Origin of the sequence: Leptospira wolbachii serovar Codice str. CDC (assembly GCF_000332515.2) — a bacterium.
Classification (GTDB): Bacteria; Spirochaetota; Leptospiria; order Leptospirales; family Leptospiraceae; genus Leptospira_A; species Leptospira_A wolbachii.
Genome location: NZ_AOGZ02000014.1, coordinates 271,124 through 288,423 on the forward strand (window position 1 = coordinate 271,124; position 17,300 = coordinate 288,423).

Below are 17,300 nucleotides of genomic sequence, written 5' to 3' on the forward strand. Positions count from 1 at the left end.
GCACATTAAATGTTCATACTTTTTTATAGCTAAATTTCACTCGTCTCTATTTTTTTTGAGGCGTATCTTATTAATTTCGTAAGACACAAGGGATGAATTCACAATATGGCAGAATAGCCACCCCTTCCCCTGCACTTAATTTGCTAAAATTAACTGATAGAATTTGGTTAGGTATAATATTTACTTCCTTTGTATAAATAACGTAGCCTTCGTATTTCTTATTTTCTTCAAGAATCAAAAATCGCAATTTGCTTTTTCCAACAGGTATTTGAACCATATATTCGTAGTTATATAAAAACTCATTACTGGGAACGCTAGAATTAAAATATAACTTCGATGTTTGAAAAATATAAGAATCAGCCGGATAACATTTGTAATCATATAACCATTTATGACCATCTGGATTAATTGACTGGTAATTCGGAATAAAAAAATATTCTCCTTTTTGATCGTATATTTGTATAAATAATTTATACATTCCTTGCTTTCCCGAAAGTATATTTATTTCTTCTACAGATTTAGGAAAAATAAACTTGATGTATGTATTTTCCGATTTTTTAACTTTAACAAGAGTATATTCCATTAAGCAGGAATTAAGAGTAATCATAGAAAAAATAGCCAATAGGAATTTCATTTTCTTAGCCGATAACATTGAATTATATGTTCGCCTGACACCATTATAATATGCATATCCTAAACCAAATGGGATTGTCCATGCAAGTCCTTGTGTTCTTGTTACAATTCCACCGAATATACCTAGATTTACTGTCTTTAATCATTCGAGGCTGCACCGTAAATAATTGATTCTAAAGTGATCGCATCCCCAAGTTGTTCTGGCAAAAAATGAATAGGAGCACCGACAACTCTAAAACCACACTTATCAACCAATTTCATCGGATTCCTTTCCACTAACACGTTGCGGGTCGTAGGTTCTTTCTTTTGGGCGAGTCCCGAACATGGAACTAAGTCTACAACATATCTAACGTTTGGCGATCACTTTTCCCGTGTTCGTCGGGATCAGGCTACTTTGGGGTCCGCGTTCGCTCCCGTCCTTCGGACCAAGCCCGTCGTATCCTTCTCGCTGGATGGACGAATTGCTACGAAATGGTTGATGAGATGGAAAAAGATTTTCAGGATTATCTCAAGTTCTATTTCAGCAAAGAAATCTCACTAGGAAGGAATAGGAATGGCAGAACTCCCTATCAATTTTTCCTCGATGGATTCCTGGAATTAGAAAAGGAAGAAGATCAACAATCTAAAATAAGTTAGAGGAATATGTAAGGCGAATACGATATCTGTACATACAATCATTGAAAAGTTAGAACACATCTACAATATCCCAATTACGCTCTTGCCTGCATTTTTTATCCTGGATGCTTCCTAGTAAACAACTTGTAACAGAGAGATTTCGAATTTTTTCCCGCTCTGCATCATCCTCTGCTGCACCATAGCCAACTACAATGCTATCGCAAAATGATTTATAATCGGGCACTAAGTTCTCATAGCATTTATCCCTACTAGACTGACAACTTACAAAGATCAAAGATCAAAGATAATAAAACTAACAATTTTCTTTTCATATAAAAATTTCCACTTCCTAAAATTAGTAAAATTTTTCGTTCTTCCTACTAGATCTCCAAGATTTAAACGCTCTCCAAAATTTGGTAATCTATTGGCATCTATTTTATAACGACCGTCACGAACAAATTTTGCTAATCTCTCAACTTGCTGAACACGTATAGAAACTACTATATCGGTAGTAAACAAAGCAGTACCTAAGCCTAATACAGCTAAATGTCCCATTGATGTATAGTAGGTATTATTCCTGCGCAAAGATCTCTTGCATTTAATTTACCTGCCTTACATCTTCCACCTATTGCATGGAACTCTCGCTTATAAATAGTCGGATAATAATTTGTAGAAAACCTACTTGACCATGATTCTTAATCCAATTAGTATCCGCATTGATATTCTGATTCAATCCATGGAAAAACCCAGGATCATCTGAATCATGTTCCCTTGACGCTTTATCTATGGGGGTCACTGCTCGTTTTGGTCCTTTCTCTAAATAATATTTTGCTAAAATGGCTGTTTTTGCACCATCCGATAAACCAGCCGCATTGTAATACCTAGCTTTGTAGTAACACAACCCGCTTTCCTGATCTTTCTCTTGTCCCGTATATTTGAATTTAGTAATGTCTGGTCCGTACGAGTCCGTTCGGAATATCTCCCCATACGGTTTATACGTGATATGACTTTTACCACCTCTCTCCCCACCAGCAAGAACATTTCCATGCCCATCGGTAATCATGGTGATACTTCCCAAATGATTGCGTTTGAATTAATGTGCGTACAAAAAAATTACGTCATCTATATAATTACTTTCGAGTAGGTTCGCAAAAAGATGTTTGCCCAGGCTTTAAAGAAGAAAAATAAAGACCTACAATTTTTTGAGCAACTTCTCCCGCTTGGTTACTATTCATATAGTTTGGTGGATTCCGGTCTGATAAGCCAAAATGATATTCCTTGAATTCGAGAGGGATTTTCAATATTGTACGATAAGGGCAGTTTCGCTCCTCAATAGAAATTGAAAGTTCGTATTTATTATGTATGTAGTCGGGTGATATAAATAAAGTAAATCCTCTAAGAAGAGCGAAAAAGATGCCCGAGAATCCAGGGGGTATTCCTTTCATCGTAATTTCGATTTTTGACTCATAATCTTCTTTAAAATAATCGACTCGTCGAAACGAATTCGTTTTTCTAATATCTGACACAATTTTTGATCCAAATGAATATTGTTCTAAATAATATTCGTAAATTGGTTCAGATTCTTGATCTAATTTAAAAAAAATTGAGACATCAATATTTAATTTTTGATTAATACTTTTATTGAAGTTCGTTTTCGTATAACTATTACAACCGAAAATCATAGTTAGAAAAAAAAGTTTTAAAAGTTTCATAAATTGATTAACTCGTCAATAATCGCATTTGTTAAAATATTCCTAATTTGAGAATAAACATTTTTTTCTCTCGGCATATTCCTTTCAAACATATTCGCATTAATGTAACCAACGCTTTTAATTTCTCTTATTATTGTCTTCCCTTTTTTCTCAATTATCATTCGACCATTGGTCATATAATGATAGTCTGTTGATTTCCATGGAGTATGCTCTATGAATGGAAAAAAAATATAAAGAAAGAAAAAAATTACAGGCTTTCTAATAAATCGAAATCTCTCATATACAATCGTTACATTATACGTTTCTTTTGATTTTGATTTTTTACACTTTTTCACAAAGAATTGATTGAGCGAATATCTTATCTCGTTTCCTATCAAATCCTTTAAATCCTCTGAATAAAAGGGGTCTTCAATGTTTATTGAAGTGAATATGTAAGAGTTTTGAAATTCCTCACATACTTTTATATTCTCTAAATTCTCGACTAGAGGAGGAAGTAAAATATTCTCATCGATAGCACAATTCGTATGCAAAAAAAATAATAAAAATAGAAATTTCTGCTTTCTCATGGTTCTTCGTTCGGTACAGCATAACACAATTTTGAGTCGAAAGTAATTTCACCTTTCCACTTTTGAAAACTTCCATCTCCTTCTGCACCACATGTATAAAGTAAATCTTTCAATGTCAATTTTCCTTTCTTTTTTATAGTTTCACCTGAAACACCTCCAATAAGTCCAATTGATGCACCGTAAGCTACCAATTTTGTCGAAGCTGCCTCACTCAATGTATTGAGAAGGCTGGGGTGCGAGGCAGCTCCATAAGAGAGAATAATAATCCCAATTGCCATCACAGCATTGGCAACATTAATCATACCTTGTGCCCTTTTATACCGTCGAGCCTGATTTCTTCCCTTAAAGTAAGCATCAATCATTGATTCAGCATCTCCTCGGCTATACTGAGCCACCATATCTCCTTCCGCTCCGATCACATAAAGAGTTTGGGCGAGTCCCGAACATGGGACTAAGTCTACAACATATCTAACGTTTGGCGATCACTTTTCCCGTGTTCGTCGGGATCAGGCTACTTTGGGGTCAGCGTTCGCTCCCGTCCTGCGGACCAAGCCCGACGTATCCTTCTCGCTGGAAGGACGAATTGCTACGAAATGGTTGATGAGATGGAAAAAGATTTTCAGGTTTATCACAAGTCCTATTGCAACAAAGAAATCTCACTAGGAAGGAATATGAATGGCAGAACTCCTTATCGAGTTTCCTGCGATGGGTTCCGAGAATTAAAAAAGCAAGAAGATCAATAATCTAAACTAAGTTAGAGGATTTTGTAAGGAGAATACTGTATCTGTACATAAAAAAGAATTAATCAACTTGTCCAACCTAACAAGAACACACTAAGTTATTAAAAAGGCAATCTTCTTTTTCTCACAATCTAGGCCCTTTATAACTATCAGTGGAAGCATTAGCCAAACAGCGCGAATATGCCAAAAAAATTGACATAGTAAAATTATTAAATTCTTCAGCAGAATAGTTCTTTGTAACATTTGGTACAATTATAGGTAATTCTTTACCATATATTTCTTTACAATTATCCTTCATTGTCGATTCATTTGGCCTGCCACATCCTAAAGCAGTGATAAACAAAGAAAAGAAAAATAAATTTTTTATTGTTTCCACGGAATATAACCTAACCTACATATTATGATAAATTGCATTAGCATATCAGCATTTGCATTAATCGAACAAATATTTATATTAGAAGAATATGCTATTAATGCATACTTATATTTTTTCTCACCAACACCGTAACCAAAAGCCCCTGCTCTTTTATCAGCGCAATTTTCCGATTCTAATTCAGGATAATTTAATAAATTCCTTATAGGGGATGATGCCAGATTTCCCAGATATTTGTATTCCCCCCATTCTTTATGTACCACCATTACACTAACGTTTGGCGATCACTTTCCCCGCATTCGTCGGGATAAGGCTACTTCAGTTGTCTAGAGGGTCGGCGTAAATCGGTTTGAATCTTCCTCTACCTGCATAACGCAAAAATGATAATCAATTGAATTTAACAATAAACCTTCCGTTCTCTCTGCTTCTGTCTGCTGTTGCTGACCGATTGCTATACCTAAAAATAAATAAGATTCTTTACAAAACTTTTTTCTGTCTTGTTCATAAGTTCCAAAACAACCACAAAAGAAGATAGGCAGGATAAACATTATTTTTATATTTTTATTCTTCATGGAACATAACCTACATAATCTGTAATAATGATGAATTCAAGATATCTTGAAAATCTACTTTGATAATCACTCGAAAGAAAAATGGTAGCAGTAATTGATTTACCAATTTTTCTCCTTGCCCCATATCCAAAAGCCCCTGCTCCTTTATCAGCGCCATTTTCCGATTCTAATTCTTTCAATTGGAGCAAATTTCTTATAGGAGAAGAAGCCAAGTTACCCATATATCGGTGAACACCCCATTCTCTATATTGCTGCAAATGTGCGGTTTCATGACGTAATGATTCCTCGTCCGTACCAGCAGTCACCGCAAATTGCCCGATCGTTATGCCAGTTGTAGCAAGCGGACCACCTTGTACCACATACCCACCATTTACTTTTTTGAATTTTGTATCACGCTGCAAAGCTTTTCCCGCTGCGTAATTTGCTGCTGCATACAAGGCACCAACTATATTTATAGGATTTACAATATTGTATATTTTACCAAAATCACTCCTCATAAATGCACTACCTCTGTGTTTTCGTATTTTATAAAGTGCTTTCTGTCCCGCAACTTCAGCCATAAATTTATGCACCGGGTTATCTGACTTAGAAGCAACTTCCGCTATCACAAACTTTGCCATATCCTGTAAAAAATTATTTGCTCTAGAATTCCCAGTTCTATCTCTAAAAGATATTGGATTTCCATCAACATACATCATTCTATTTAAGCCTTGCATACTACTTGGCATTGTAATACCATCGTTACTCACAAACCTGCCTAGACTCGCATCGTAATACCTGGCCTTGTAATAATACAACCCACTTTCCTGGTCTTCTTCTTGTCCCGTATATTTGAATTTAGTAATGTCTGGTCCATACGAGTCCGTTCGGAATATCTCCCCATACGGTTTATACGTGATATGACTTTTACCACCTCTTTCCCCACCGGCAAGCACATTCCCATGACCATCAGTAATCATGGTAATGCTACCCAAATGGTCCGGATGGAAAAAATACATTCCTTCCACTCTGGCATTGCCCGTAGAAGTTCCCCCGCCTCCACTACCACCTTGCCCTGGTTCGTCGGCAACAGACTGTGCGTCTGCCGGAATTCCATTCCCAAGTCCCAGTAACCAAATCGGTGTTCCCGACTCTGCCTCCCCACCACCCAGTAACAAAGGAAAACATCCTGCGGTCGTGGTAAAAGAAAACACAACAACAAGAAGTGCTGTCCCATATCGCGGGATCTGCTTTTGGATTTTGTTGGTAAGACTTGGTAGGAGGGAGATTCCAAACAAGTCGAAGGTTTGGTTCTCTAAATTAACTTCCCCTGCTTGATCCTTTGTCTGATACACCATCCAGAACAAAAATCCAAGTAGTACCACCCAAGGAAGGGCTCTATGACCTTCTCTTAACTTTCCATCAATATAGATATTGGTATCTTCTAAGATGCTAACCAGTGCAAACCCCACCCTGTTTTTCCAGTAGGTGTCACAATCAATGTTTACATCTTTACAAAATGGATTCACTAGCCAATCGTTCGATGCCATCTGGTTCAAAAGGATCGCATCCCCTCGGCTATACTGAGCCACCATATCCCCTTCGGCTCCGATCACATAAAGAGTATGTTTTTCCTGCTTTCCAGGACTGCGGTGAATCTCGTAAAAGTTACCAAAACTATAGGTAGTGGTATTCGAATTCTGAAGTGATTTTTTAATCCTCATCCCCGAGTGGTCATAGGTATACTCGAACTGGTCTCCCCCCATCGACTCGATTCGTTTTAGTTTGTTTTGTGCATTATAGACGAGTGTGTCTCCATTGCGGGTGGTCATATTCCCCATAGAATCGTAAGTATAGCCAACAATCCCTGTGTTCGGACTATTCACTCTCGTCACAGCATGGATATGGTTTCCATTCTCATAGGAATAATCAAACGCACCTTTGCTCAGTAAGTTTCCATTCCGATGGTAGGTATAGTTCTCCTCACCATACTTTCCGGTAGCTTTTGTTACGCGGTTCAATTGGTCATATTCAAAACTTTGGTTCCGAGATTCGTTCATTAAATCCGTAATAGAAGATATATTCCCACGTTTATCATAACCATACTTAATGCTTTGTTCTACATAACTTTGTTTCAAGTAAGTAACGAGTGTTTGAGGTCGCATACGTAATGGGTCGTATCCAATTTTTGTCAATACACCATTTCCCGTTTTACGTTCTATATAGTATTTATTACTTTCTAGTTTAGGTCCTTCGTAACTAACCACTGTATGGTTCAAGCTATTCCCATCATGTGAGTCCATTGTCAGAAAAGCCAGTTGTCCCGTTCCTGTGTAGTGGTTCCGCACAAGCGTCCCTTCCGGGTAGGTTATGGTTTTTACCCGACCAAACGAGTCGTAGGTTCTTTCTTTGGGGCGAGTCCCGAACATGGGAGTAAGTCAATAACATATCCAACGTTTGGCGACCACTTTTCTCGTGTTTGTCGGGATCAGGCTACTCTGGGGTTCGCGTTCGCTCCCGTCCTGCGGACCAAGCCCGACGTATCCTTCTCGCTTGGGTGGGATTTTATACAAACAACAGAACTTTAGAAAAATCTATTTGTCCTGAAGTAAAAATAGATGGTGACCGTACATACTAAAGACGTCTTTGTAAGGAAATAGCACACAATTTAACGAAAACTTTCTTCACTAATATAGTTACAGCAAAGCTCTCCTATACATCGTCAACTAATACATCAACCTGAACTGTCCCAAAAACAAAGTCAATGAATTCAGAAAAATTAACACCAAATCTAATACTATAATAAACTCCAAATTACATTTCTACAGATATTGGAGAATCAAACTATTTCCCAATAATTTCCCTTGAAGACGATTTTGTAGCACCTAGTGGAAAGATAATATTAGCATTAAATTTAGCAAATGCTTTCTTGCTGCTTTTTTTATCATCTTGTTTTGGAAGATGCATTTAAAACAATAAATGAATTTCCTTGGTTTAGCATTAACTATCATAGAAACATCCATTTCACTAAAGCACGACTATTTTGTGCCTTAGCAGAAGTCAACGATTGAAAACAAGAGAACTTGGTATGTTTGGCGTGTTGATTATTTCATCTGTTGTACTATGAGTATCTGTAATCTTTTGAGAATCACAGATACTCATAGTAGTCTTCTTGCTTGTGAAATCTAAAATAAAACGAATTTAGCGCAAACAAAAGCGATATTTGAAAGACTTTCTAAAGAGTATGGCCGTCCGCTTGCAATAAAGTCAGACAAGGGATCATCTTCTGCGATAAACTTAGTTTATCGACTTCAATAAAATCACAAATGCTATATGTGATTTTATCGGAAAATTGAAACGACTTACTAATCCAAAGATACTTTAGAAATAGCTAATTGTTGAAACTTCAGTCGTCTTTGAAGTTTCAACAATACTTAAAGTAAAAAACTAATAAACCAGAATTGTCCCTTTTGCTTCATTATTGCATAAATTTTCGGCGGCTGTTAGACCCAACGAAGCAGGAAGCATTATTTCATTAATGTAAATGTTCTTTGAAGTAATACATTTAAAATCTCTTGGATTATTCAAAGCACATTTATTAGGATACTTAGTTAATGATTGCCACTCGGTTATTATTTTATTTGGATCTAGTCCGACTAAAGTATAAATATTCACACAATATTGAGCCAAGCTCAGTACAATATTCTGACTGTCTATTACTGAATATCGGAATAACATATTATTTACCGGTAACCCAGAATTATAATCAATCAAAACACTATTAGCGATCAGAAGCAACGAATTTGCCTGGCCCAGCTTTTTGTTTTCTTCTTTCTGATCATTAATGTTGTTCAAATTTACACATTGAATCACCAAACTAAAATTAATAAAAAATAAACACAGTTTTTTCATTCATTTACCACACTTATTTTCGGATGAATTATATAGTTCTGGTTTACAATGAGACCCATTTGAATCGGTACAAACAAATTCATTACAACCACTCTCCGGAATCGATGGTGTCCAATTATATGCACAATTAGCGACTCTGCAAGTTCTCAATATCGAAGTTACTACGAGCCAGTTAAAAATATTTTCCTGTGCAAGTTTCTTCTGCCGTTCATTCATATCCGTGCGACTAAGTCTTTTTCTCTTAGGAACCCAATATCGGATTTCAGTATATCTTTCGGTAATCCAATTTCCAATGTCTCCATGAACTGCTTCTTTATACATTTGGTTCAATGATTTTCCAAAGTCACTTCGTTTTAAATGTTCAAACCTAAAATCTGATTTGCCAAGAATTCCTCTAAGATTTTTATCAATGTCATTATTATGTCTAGCAAGATCTTTCTTTTTCCCAATAGAATAGCCAGTGAGAAAGCCTTCTATTTTTTTACCTTCTGGTGCCAAAATATAACCAAGTAAACCAAAAATCAATGACTGACTAATCCTATTCCCACTCCTATCCGCCCATTTCAACGGATTCCCTTCCACATACATCATTCGGTTCATCCCTTGCTCTTTATCAGGAAACACCTGACCATCGTTACTCACAAACCTGCCAAGGCTCGCATCATAATACCTAGCCTTGTAATAATACAAGCCACTTTCCTGGTCCTCTTCTTGTCCTGTATATTTGAATTTAGTAATGTCTGGTCCATAAGAGTCCGTTCTAAATATCTCCCCATACGGTTTATACGTGATATGACTTTTACCACCTCTTTCCCCGCCGGCAAGCACATTCCCATGACCATCGGTAATCATGGTAATGCTACCCAAATGGTCGGGATGGAAAAAATACATCCCTTCCACTCTGGCGTTGCGTTTCGTATTCTTTTGGGGGCGAGTCCCGAACATGGAACTAAGCCTACAACATATCTAACGTTTGGCGATCACTTTTCCCGCGTTCGTCGGGATCAGGCTACTTTGGGGTCCGCATTCGCTCCCGTCCTTCGGACCAAGCCCGTCGTATCCTTCTCGTGGGAAAAACAATTTTTTAAAAATGGTTGATGAGAAGGGAAAATATTTTCAGGTTTATCAGAAGTCCTATTTCAACAAAGAAATCTCACCAGGAAGGTAAAGGAATGGCAGAACTCCTTATCAAGTTTCCTACGATGGAATCCGAGAATCAGAAAAGGAAGAAACTCAATAATCTAAATTAAGTTAGAGGATTTTGTAAGATGAATACTGTATCTGTACATTTTTTTTGTATATAAGCAATTAACTGTTCATACAACGTAAACATAATTAATGTCGTCATTTTAATCAATTAAGTATATCTATGAAAATAGTTAAGATAAAATCATTTTTAATTTTTAAATTATTTTTAATCCTTTTTCTCATTCAATGTGAAAGTGTCAAAAGATACTCACGTAATCGAATTCACGACACAGCAGACCTTTTTACCATTGGTATCGAAAGGGGGAATATCGGAGCAAATTTTTTTTTCTGGTGCCTAGGGGGAGGATTAACCATTAGCAGTAGGACAAGCGGGATCGGAATGAGGGATGGACATTTTGGCATCTATGAAATAAATGACAATTCAACCCTGGATATATTCCCCTTAGTCAGAAAAGATTCGCCCGCTAACAAAATTGGGATTTCAAATATATTAATCAATTCCAGTGGTCATAAACAATTACACCCACAAGAGAGAACAAAAGAAAAAGATTATCAAATCGTAAATTTTTTAACCATTTTTCCAATACCACCAATACCCGAATCAAAGAGAAAAGTAGCGTACTGCAACTCTCCTGTAAAAATTGAGGGGTCTCTCGGTTTATATTTCGGAGTAAGATTTGGATTTAATCTTAGCGAATTGCTAGATCTTATCACCGGATATTCAACTTTAGATATGCTTAATGACGATGAGACAGAGGAAAACTAAATAAAGTTTAGGATTTACGGTATTTTAAAATACAAACTAAAGTAGCTGTCACATGCTTTACGAAAAAAAATATAATGTAAACATTGCCATCATTAAAAAAATCACTTTCTACATCTTTGATATAAAGTTAACCATAACAAACACAAATCTTGTTTTTCTGGATCGTTTATTGCCTTGTCACAATCTGTTAGCGCTGGCATTCCAAAAAAATCGAAACATCCTTTATCACCTTTAGCACAGCCACTCAATAAACTATGGGAAATAATTAGCGTAATTAAAAATCCTCTTATCATTTCATACTCGCAATAAACCAACCTCTAATCATACCATTTCCATAACAATCAGGCTCTTTGTTATAACAAGAAACAGCTGCTTCATAAAAATTCCAAATTAAAGCATTTTTTTTATAGCCTACATCTTCCTCTGTAACTCGACTTTCATTAATTGGCCTAATATTAAAATCCCACATACCTAAAAATGGTTCATTTGTATTTGTGCTAAATTTCTCAGTCTCCCTTTCAGCCATTATACCATTCCAAAGTATTAAATTCTCGCAAGTAGCTTTATCTGCAGATTTTTTAGCTACAAGCAACCTGAAGAAATTGTGACAAACTTTTCCTTCGTTCTCCCATACGCGATTGAGAATATGTATGTTTAAACTTAAATAAATAGTGATTAATTTTCCTTATACTTAATGCATTATTAGCCGTCCAACCCAATAAACCATTTTTTCCGATAGTATTATCCAATGTATTTCTTAGCTTAGAGTTATTACTCTTTTGTTGTTGATTCTTGCTGAACCCATATCCTAGTGCGAAACCCTGCTGCATAGATAGTCCTAAATTTTGGGCAGCGACAGCCCCCATTAAACCCCATGCCAGTTGTGTAGATATCTTATTCCCAGTCTTATCCGCCCATTTCAACGGATTCCCTTCCACATACATCATCCGGTTCATACCTTGCTCTTTACTTGGAATCACCTGACCATCGTTACTCACAAACCTACGAAGCAGACAGACTATCCTTATAATTGATATTAAAAAACAGGATTCTCAGTACCATATTTTTTTGCACTACTCATGCAAAAATAATATGAAAAAAGAAATCCAGTTCTAGAATTTTCAAATTCTTCCCAAGTTTCATCACTTCTTTTCGGCATACTAGCTAACGTTAGCTCTAACCTACATTCCTTTTCCAAAGATTCTCTCGTTCGACCGCAAGAACTAACCTGCAAAAGAAGTATGTAAAACAATATAAAAAGTCTTTTAATCTTCTTCACGGGATGTAATCCAGATAGATCATTATAATTAATGCATTTTGTCCATTAAGACTTTGAGACGAATGATTACCATACCGCAAAAGCAGCGAACCTCTCCATTTATCTTTATTCACATCATAAGACTTTGAGTTACCGATACAATTACAAAGAATTGGTAACATTTGAAAAAAACTGCAATTTTCAATATTAGCCAATTCATCATTTCCCCTTCCTGACTAACCGAACACCAAATATCAAATTATTTACAACCTTGGCCCAGGATCACCCTTTCTTTCTGCATTATCCAGACACATTAAATAATCAGTCATAAGTCCTGTTACCATCTGGTTCAGTTCTTCATTTGTAAAACCCGCTGCTCCAATTAACAACGGAGCATCCTTTACGTAATAATCTTTACATGATGCACGCATAACAGAAACGCTAGGGGCACAACCGGAAACAAACATCAAAAAGCACGACAAGCAATACAATTTCATTTTTTTCATGGCACATATCCTATTTTTTAATTATATAAATTTGCAGTACACTTTTTCTATATTTGTCTATATTGATATCTCTAGAAAAGTTTGCTCTACTAGATAAGATCATGTTAAGTGCCTTCTTTTCACCCGCACCATAGTTCACCAAAGCCTAAATTCAAAGCATACCTACAACGAAGGAGGATTCCTTTTCCTTACCACTTCCTCCAAATCGTCTAAACATCCAAAAAACAATGCGAACCTACCCGACAAAGCTGCTCACTATTTCAACAAACAAGTGATAGCCTATCAAACATTTTCTATTAAATTTTCAATAAAATGCGACCGCTTTTTAGAGAATCCCCTCCATTTTACTCGTCTTATTATAACTATCCGAGAACAAAAAGCTTAGATCCGAATCCCATCAGAAGTATGACCAACTAACTTGTAGATAAAAAAATTCAAACCAGTATGATAATTTCCATCTGTGGAATTTCTCATTTCCACTGAGTAACATTTAGTCATATCGATTGACTTTTATATACACAAAATCTATAGATTCCATTTTCTGATTTACTCTCTAACTGGGAAAGAAACCATATACTCAATGAATCTGGAAAGATCAATAAACTATGCGCAGATGGTTTTGGACAACTCAACTGACGCCATTGTACTTATGGGCCTCGATTATTCTGTTCTCGCCTTCAACCAAAATCTAGTAAATACCATCCAAGCCTATTCTGGAAAGATTCTAAAAATTGGTGATGATTATAGAAACTTTGTTACTGCTAACGACAAAGAAGTTTTTTTCGATCTTTTTCAAAGAGCGATAGCGGAAGAAAGTGTCACCATTGAAAGACTAGCAAGTTTAAACGATATTTCGATTTGGTTCGAATACAAAATGAATCCCACTTACGACAAAGAAAAAAATCTTCTGGGAGTTTGTCTTCGTGCGAAGAATATCGATGTTAGGAAGAAAATGGAAATCGCACTTTTGGAAAGCGAACAAAAATTCAGAAACTTAATCGAGTCCGCACCGAATGCAATTCTCATTGTAGACCAACGTGGAAAAATTGTTCACTGCAACTTAGAAACAGAAAATACGTTTGGATTCCCGAGGGAAGAGCTTATCAATCAGTCAGTAGAACGACTAGTCCCCCTTCACCATAGAAAGGGACATGACCGTTTGCTCGAAGGTTATTTCCAAGCTCCCAGACCCATGCGGATCGGAAAGAACCAAGTGACCTCTGCCGTAAAAAAAGATGGAACGGAAATCCAAGTAGAAGTCAGTTTAAATGGCTTTGTTGTCAATCAAACTAACTATGTTTCGGCGATCATTGTAGATATCACCGAAAAGGTTTTAGCGGATAACAAAATTAAAACACAGATCCATGAATTGAAAGAAATTGCCAGGATACAATCCCATGAAATACGAAGCCCACTTGCAAATATCTTAGGCCTTATTGATCTTTTGGAATCGGGAATGTCAGAAGATACAACAAGTGAAATCTATTCTTATTTACGAAAATCAGCAAAAGACTTAGATCATCTCGTTTGTGATATTGTAAATAGAACTGCAATCAGCCTTTCCAAATAAAAAAAATCTTCTCCATTCTTTTCCAAAAAAACACAAAACCCTATATTCAGAATTTTAATATAAAAAACTGATTTCGCAACTGTATACCTTCCATTTTTTCAACTGTATATATAGGAATGGATCACTTTCTGCTAGAATCTCTTTATGTCAGAAACCATATATATTGTGGATGCTTTCACTGATTCTTTGTTTTCAGGAAACCCCGCGGCAGTTCTTGTATTATCCCAATGGCCTAGGGATGAGTGGATGCAAAACATTGCAATGGAGAATAACCTTTCAGAAACTGCTTTTGTTGTCAAAGAGGGAACCCAATATAGAATTCGTTGGTTTACACCTTCTGTGGAAGTGGATCTCTGTGGACATGCCACTCTCGCCTCTGCCTTTGTTTTAAAAAAACATTATGGAGAAACAAGGGAAATTTTCGAGTTCCATTCCAAATCAGGAATCTTACCCGTGTCCATTAAAGAAAATTTAATCTATTTAAACTTCCCCTCTTATCCAGAATTTCATAAGAGCGAATCGATAAAACCAAGTGAACTAACTTCTATTTTAGGAAAAGAACCAAAGGAAATTTGGCAAGGAAAAGATACTATTTTTCTATATTCGTCCTCTGCTGATTTAGATACACTCTCTCCGAACTTTCAAAAACTAAGTGAACTCCCAACAAACAGAGGCTATATTGCTCTTTGGATCAATGATACGGACAAGGGTAACGTAGACTATGAATTTCGATTTTTTGGACCAGGACTTGGAATTCCAGAGGATCCTGCCACTGGATCGGCGCATTGCTGTTTAGCACCCTTTGTCTCTAATCGGGTTGCTAAAAATAAATTTCGCAGCCGCCAGAAATCTAAACGAGGTGCCGATTTTTTTATCGAATACCAAACGGATCGTGTACTTATCGGAGGATCTGCTGTTCTATATTTAAAGGGCGAAGTGAATATACCAACCTAAAAAGCAAAACGCCAGCGATTGCAGCGGATATCCTTTCCCAAAGGGAAAGATAGAAGCGTAAAGCGCGGTCGCCTCTTGGCGAGGCGCCACAGAAAATTTAAAATCAAATTTGAAAGAAACTAACATCCCGTTTGAGATTGTTAGCTTGTTCCGAAAGAGCAGAACAAAGTTTATCAATTTCACCTACAAATTGATTCAAATATTCTGTTCCTTCGGAAATAGTAGCGATACTTTGTGATAGTTCAAAAGAAGTATGCGCTTGTTCGTCGGTGTTTTGCTCAATCTCCAATGCAGAACGAGTTAGGTTTCCAAACCCATCTTTAACATCCTTTGCAATTAACATTTGTTTTCTTGTCATCTCTGAAGAAGTTTTAATCAATTGGATGGTAGTTTCAACCGCACTTCCAATTTGTGAAAATGTTTTTTCGGTATTGGAAACGGCAACTCTTCCTGACTTGGAAGCCTCGTAAGCTTTATCGACTGCTTCTAAAATTCTTTTTGTATTTTGAAGAGTTTGTTCCCCTAGTTTTGAGATTTCACTTGCAACTACAGCAAAACCTCTACCGGCTTCCCCTGCTCTTGCTGCTTCGATGGAAGCATTCAGAGAAAGAAGTCCAATTTTATCGGAGATGTCTCCGATCACTTGGATTACGTCGGCAGTATGTTCTACACTAGTTTCAATTTCTTCCATTGCAAGCAATGTAGACTGTAAGGTGGTTTGGCCAGAATATATTTCGTTTTCCATTTTTTTGGTTTCTGATTCTGTTCTTTCCATAGATGAATGCACTTCAACTAACACTGATTCCATTTCTACAAGTGATTGCAGTGCGGCTCTAGTAATTTCATTTTGTGTTTTGGCACCTACTGCCGTTGATCGAATGCTTGCTGACATTTCTTCAATTCCGGCAGACATCTGCTCTGTAGAGGAAGCTTGTTCCATCATTGCCTGCGATAAACCCTGTGTTTGGGAAGCAATGACTTTGGAATCTTTGCTGACACGTTCAGACTCCTTGATGACTCCAGATGTAATTTTGCGAATACTTTCAATAAAGGAGTTAAGTGATAAAGTACCATGACCCAATTCATCAGTAGAAATCATAGGCACAGTATCACGAAGATCTCCAGTAGCAAGGCCCTGGTAGCGTTTAACCATTTGGTCAGTGTTAGATTGTAAGGCCCGAACAAAAAGAGAAGTCAAAACATAGATGGCTATACATATAAATAATGCCATTAATCCAATGGTAAGACCTGCATTCTGCAACTGAATGATTCCAGTCACTTGGGTTCCCAATAAATATCCAAGTGTTGTCATACTCATACTAAAAACTGCAAACATAGTAAAAAACACTCTGGGAAAAATTCCAATTTTCGGAATTTTTTCTAGAGCCAAAGGAAGATTTTTTAAATCAGGTAAAGATAATACAGGCGCTAACCTTAGTTCCGTCAGAAAAAAATGTGAAACACCTAATACCGGATAAATGATTATGGGCAACACAGCATAAGGGATGATCTCAACAAGAGTCGGGGTAAAGAAAAAAAACGTAACGAAGGCCGCAAACGGAATTCCGAGTGACCATTGCACTAAAAAATAGCCAAGATTGTTTCTAGGGAACTTTAGAAGTTTAATCTTGATTTCTTGTTTTTCTTCCAATGTTTTTGTAATATAATTTTCTGATTTCGTTTCCAAAATTAAATTCCGCAAACGGAAAAACCGAACCGTTGGAATGATGTAGGAAATTGTAAGCGAAATGCTAGCGCCAAGGACTACATAAACCGCCTTTTCGAAGTTATACTCTCCGCCAGATATAATAAACAAAACGGCGATTGGTACAGCAAGAATTGATGTCAACAATTCTAAGCCTAAAGTTAACTTCCAACAAATCGAATTTGTTTCCTTTTCTTCCATACTTTCATTTTCCTTTTCAAATCTAGTTC

General features: G+C 36.6%; 16 protein-coding genes and 2 pseudogenes. 3 read left to right on the plus strand and 15 right to left on the minus strand.

The window, feature by feature from the left end:
* Positions 1-70 precede the first annotated feature (70 nt).
* The 11 genes and pseudogenes from LEP1GSC195_RS06815 to LEP1GSC195_RS20330 form a co-directional block, all read right to left on the minus strand.
* Positions 71-634: a hypothetical protein gene (locus LEP1GSC195_RS06815; RefSeq protein WP_040506508.1), complete on the minus strand. Its 564-nt coding sequence runs from the start codon at positions 632-634 to the stop codon at positions 71-73.
* 905 nt (positions 635-1,539) lie between these two features.
* Complete coding sequence (locus tag LEP1GSC195_RS06830; protein ID WP_040506512.1) at positions 1,540-1,803, minus strand: hypothetical protein; 264 nt, start codon at positions 1,801-1,803, stop codon at positions 1,540-1,542.
* Between the two features lie 313 nt (positions 1,804-2,116).
* Positions 2,117-2,341 (minus strand): annotated as a pseudogene (locus LEP1GSC195_RS20270) (RHS repeat-associated core domain-containing protein); the annotation flags it as partial.
* Between the two features lie 37 nt (positions 2,342-2,378).
* Positions 2,379-2,960: a hypothetical protein gene (locus tag LEP1GSC195_RS06840; RefSeq protein WP_015680990.1), complete on the minus strand. Its 582-nt coding sequence runs from the start codon at positions 2,958-2,960 to the stop codon at positions 2,379-2,381.
* The gene (locus LEP1GSC195_RS06845) at positions 2,957-3,526 is read right to left on the minus strand and encodes a hypothetical protein (protein WP_015681679.1); all 570 of its coding nucleotides are present in this window, start codon (positions 3,524-3,526) and stop codon (positions 2,957-2,959) included. Before LEP1GSC195_RS06845 ends, LEP1GSC195_RS06840 begins: the two co-directional genes overlap by 4 nt.
* A complete protein-coding gene (locus LEP1GSC195_RS06850) occupies positions 3,523-3,924 on the minus strand; it encodes a hypothetical protein (protein WP_232227725.1) in 402 nt (133 codons plus the stop codon). The genes LEP1GSC195_RS06845 and LEP1GSC195_RS06850 overlap by 4 nt, the downstream gene beginning before the upstream one ends.
* A 705-nt stretch (positions 3,925-4,629) precedes the next feature.
* The gene (locus LEP1GSC195_RS06860; protein ID WP_040506514.1) at positions 4,630-4,905 is read right to left on the minus strand and encodes a hypothetical protein; all 276 of its coding nucleotides are present in this window, start codon (positions 4,903-4,905) and stop codon (positions 4,630-4,632) included.
* A 60-nt stretch (positions 4,906-4,965) separates the two neighbouring features.
* The gene (locus tag LEP1GSC195_RS06865) at positions 4,966-5,211 is read right to left on the minus strand and encodes a hypothetical protein (protein ID WP_015682598.1); all 246 of its coding nucleotides are present in this window, start codon (positions 5,209-5,211) and stop codon (positions 4,966-4,968) included.
* Positions 5,208-7,538 carry an RHS repeat-associated core domain-containing protein gene (locus LEP1GSC195_RS19970; RefSeq protein WP_232227726.1) on the minus strand — a complete coding sequence of 777 codons (2,331 nt, stop codon included), beginning with the start codon at positions 7,536-7,538 and terminating at the stop codon, positions 5,208-5,210. The genes LEP1GSC195_RS06865 and LEP1GSC195_RS19970 overlap by 4 nt, the downstream gene beginning before the upstream one ends.
* A 1,099-nt stretch (positions 7,539-8,637) precedes the next feature.
* Positions 8,638-9,102 (minus strand): hypothetical protein, encoded by a 465-nt coding sequence (locus LEP1GSC195_RS06875; RefSeq protein WP_040506515.1) that lies wholly within the window; start codon positions 9,100-9,102, stop codon positions 8,638-8,640.
* A 543-nt stretch (positions 9,103-9,645) separates the two neighbouring features.
* A pseudogene (locus LEP1GSC195_RS20330) lies at positions 9,646-10,002 on the minus strand (RHS repeat-associated core domain-containing protein); the annotation flags it as partial.
* A gap of 469 nt (positions 10,003-10,471) precedes the next feature.
* Between LEP1GSC195_RS20330 and LEP1GSC195_RS06885 the strand changes: the two are divergent.
* Positions 10,472-11,077, plus strand: coding sequence for a hypothetical protein (locus tag LEP1GSC195_RS06885; protein WP_015680906.1), 606 nt, complete (start codon positions 10,472-10,474; stop codon positions 11,075-11,077).
* 289 nt (positions 11,078-11,366) lie between these two features.
* On the opposite strand, the gene LEP1GSC195_RS06895 is transcribed toward LEP1GSC195_RS06885, so the two are convergent.
* The 3 genes from LEP1GSC195_RS06895 to LEP1GSC195_RS06905 form a co-directional block, all read right to left on the minus strand.
* Positions 11,367-11,603, minus strand: a complete 237-nt coding sequence (locus tag LEP1GSC195_RS06895) for a hypothetical protein (protein ID WP_015681525.1) — start codon at positions 11,601-11,603, stop codon at positions 11,367-11,369.
* 52 nt (positions 11,604-11,655) lie between these two features.
* Positions 11,656-12,075, minus strand: a complete 420-nt coding sequence (locus LEP1GSC195_RS06900; RefSeq protein ID WP_040506518.1) for a hypothetical protein — start codon at positions 12,073-12,075, stop codon at positions 11,656-11,658.
* A 523-nt stretch (positions 12,076-12,598) separates the two neighbouring features.
* Positions 12,599-12,766, minus strand: a complete 168-nt coding sequence (locus LEP1GSC195_RS06905; RefSeq protein ID WP_156827641.1) for a hypothetical protein — start codon at positions 12,764-12,766, stop codon at positions 12,599-12,601.
* A 655-nt stretch (positions 12,767-13,421) separates the two neighbouring features.
* Between LEP1GSC195_RS06905 and LEP1GSC195_RS06910 the strand changes: the two genes are divergently transcribed.
* Both LEP1GSC195_RS06910 and LEP1GSC195_RS06915 read left to right on the plus strand, forming a co-directional pair.
* Positions 13,422-14,411: a PAS domain S-box protein gene (locus tag LEP1GSC195_RS06910; RefSeq protein ID WP_015680693.1), complete on the plus strand. Its 990-nt coding sequence runs from the start codon at positions 13,422-13,424 to the stop codon at positions 14,409-14,411.
* A 144-nt stretch (positions 14,412-14,555) separates the two neighbouring features.
* Positions 14,556-15,365 (plus strand): PhzF family phenazine biosynthesis protein, encoded by an 810-nt coding sequence (locus tag LEP1GSC195_RS06915; RefSeq protein ID WP_015681817.1) that lies wholly within the window; start codon positions 14,556-14,558, stop codon positions 15,363-15,365.
* Between the two features lie 103 nt (positions 15,366-15,468).
* Here the strand turns inward: LEP1GSC195_RS06915 and LEP1GSC195_RS06920 are convergent, their stop codons facing one another.
* Complete coding sequence (locus LEP1GSC195_RS06920; RefSeq protein WP_015681443.1) at positions 15,469-17,271, minus strand: methyl-accepting chemotaxis protein; 1,803 nt, start codon at positions 17,269-17,271, stop codon at positions 15,469-15,471.
* Positions 17,272-17,300 lie beyond the last annotated feature (29 nt).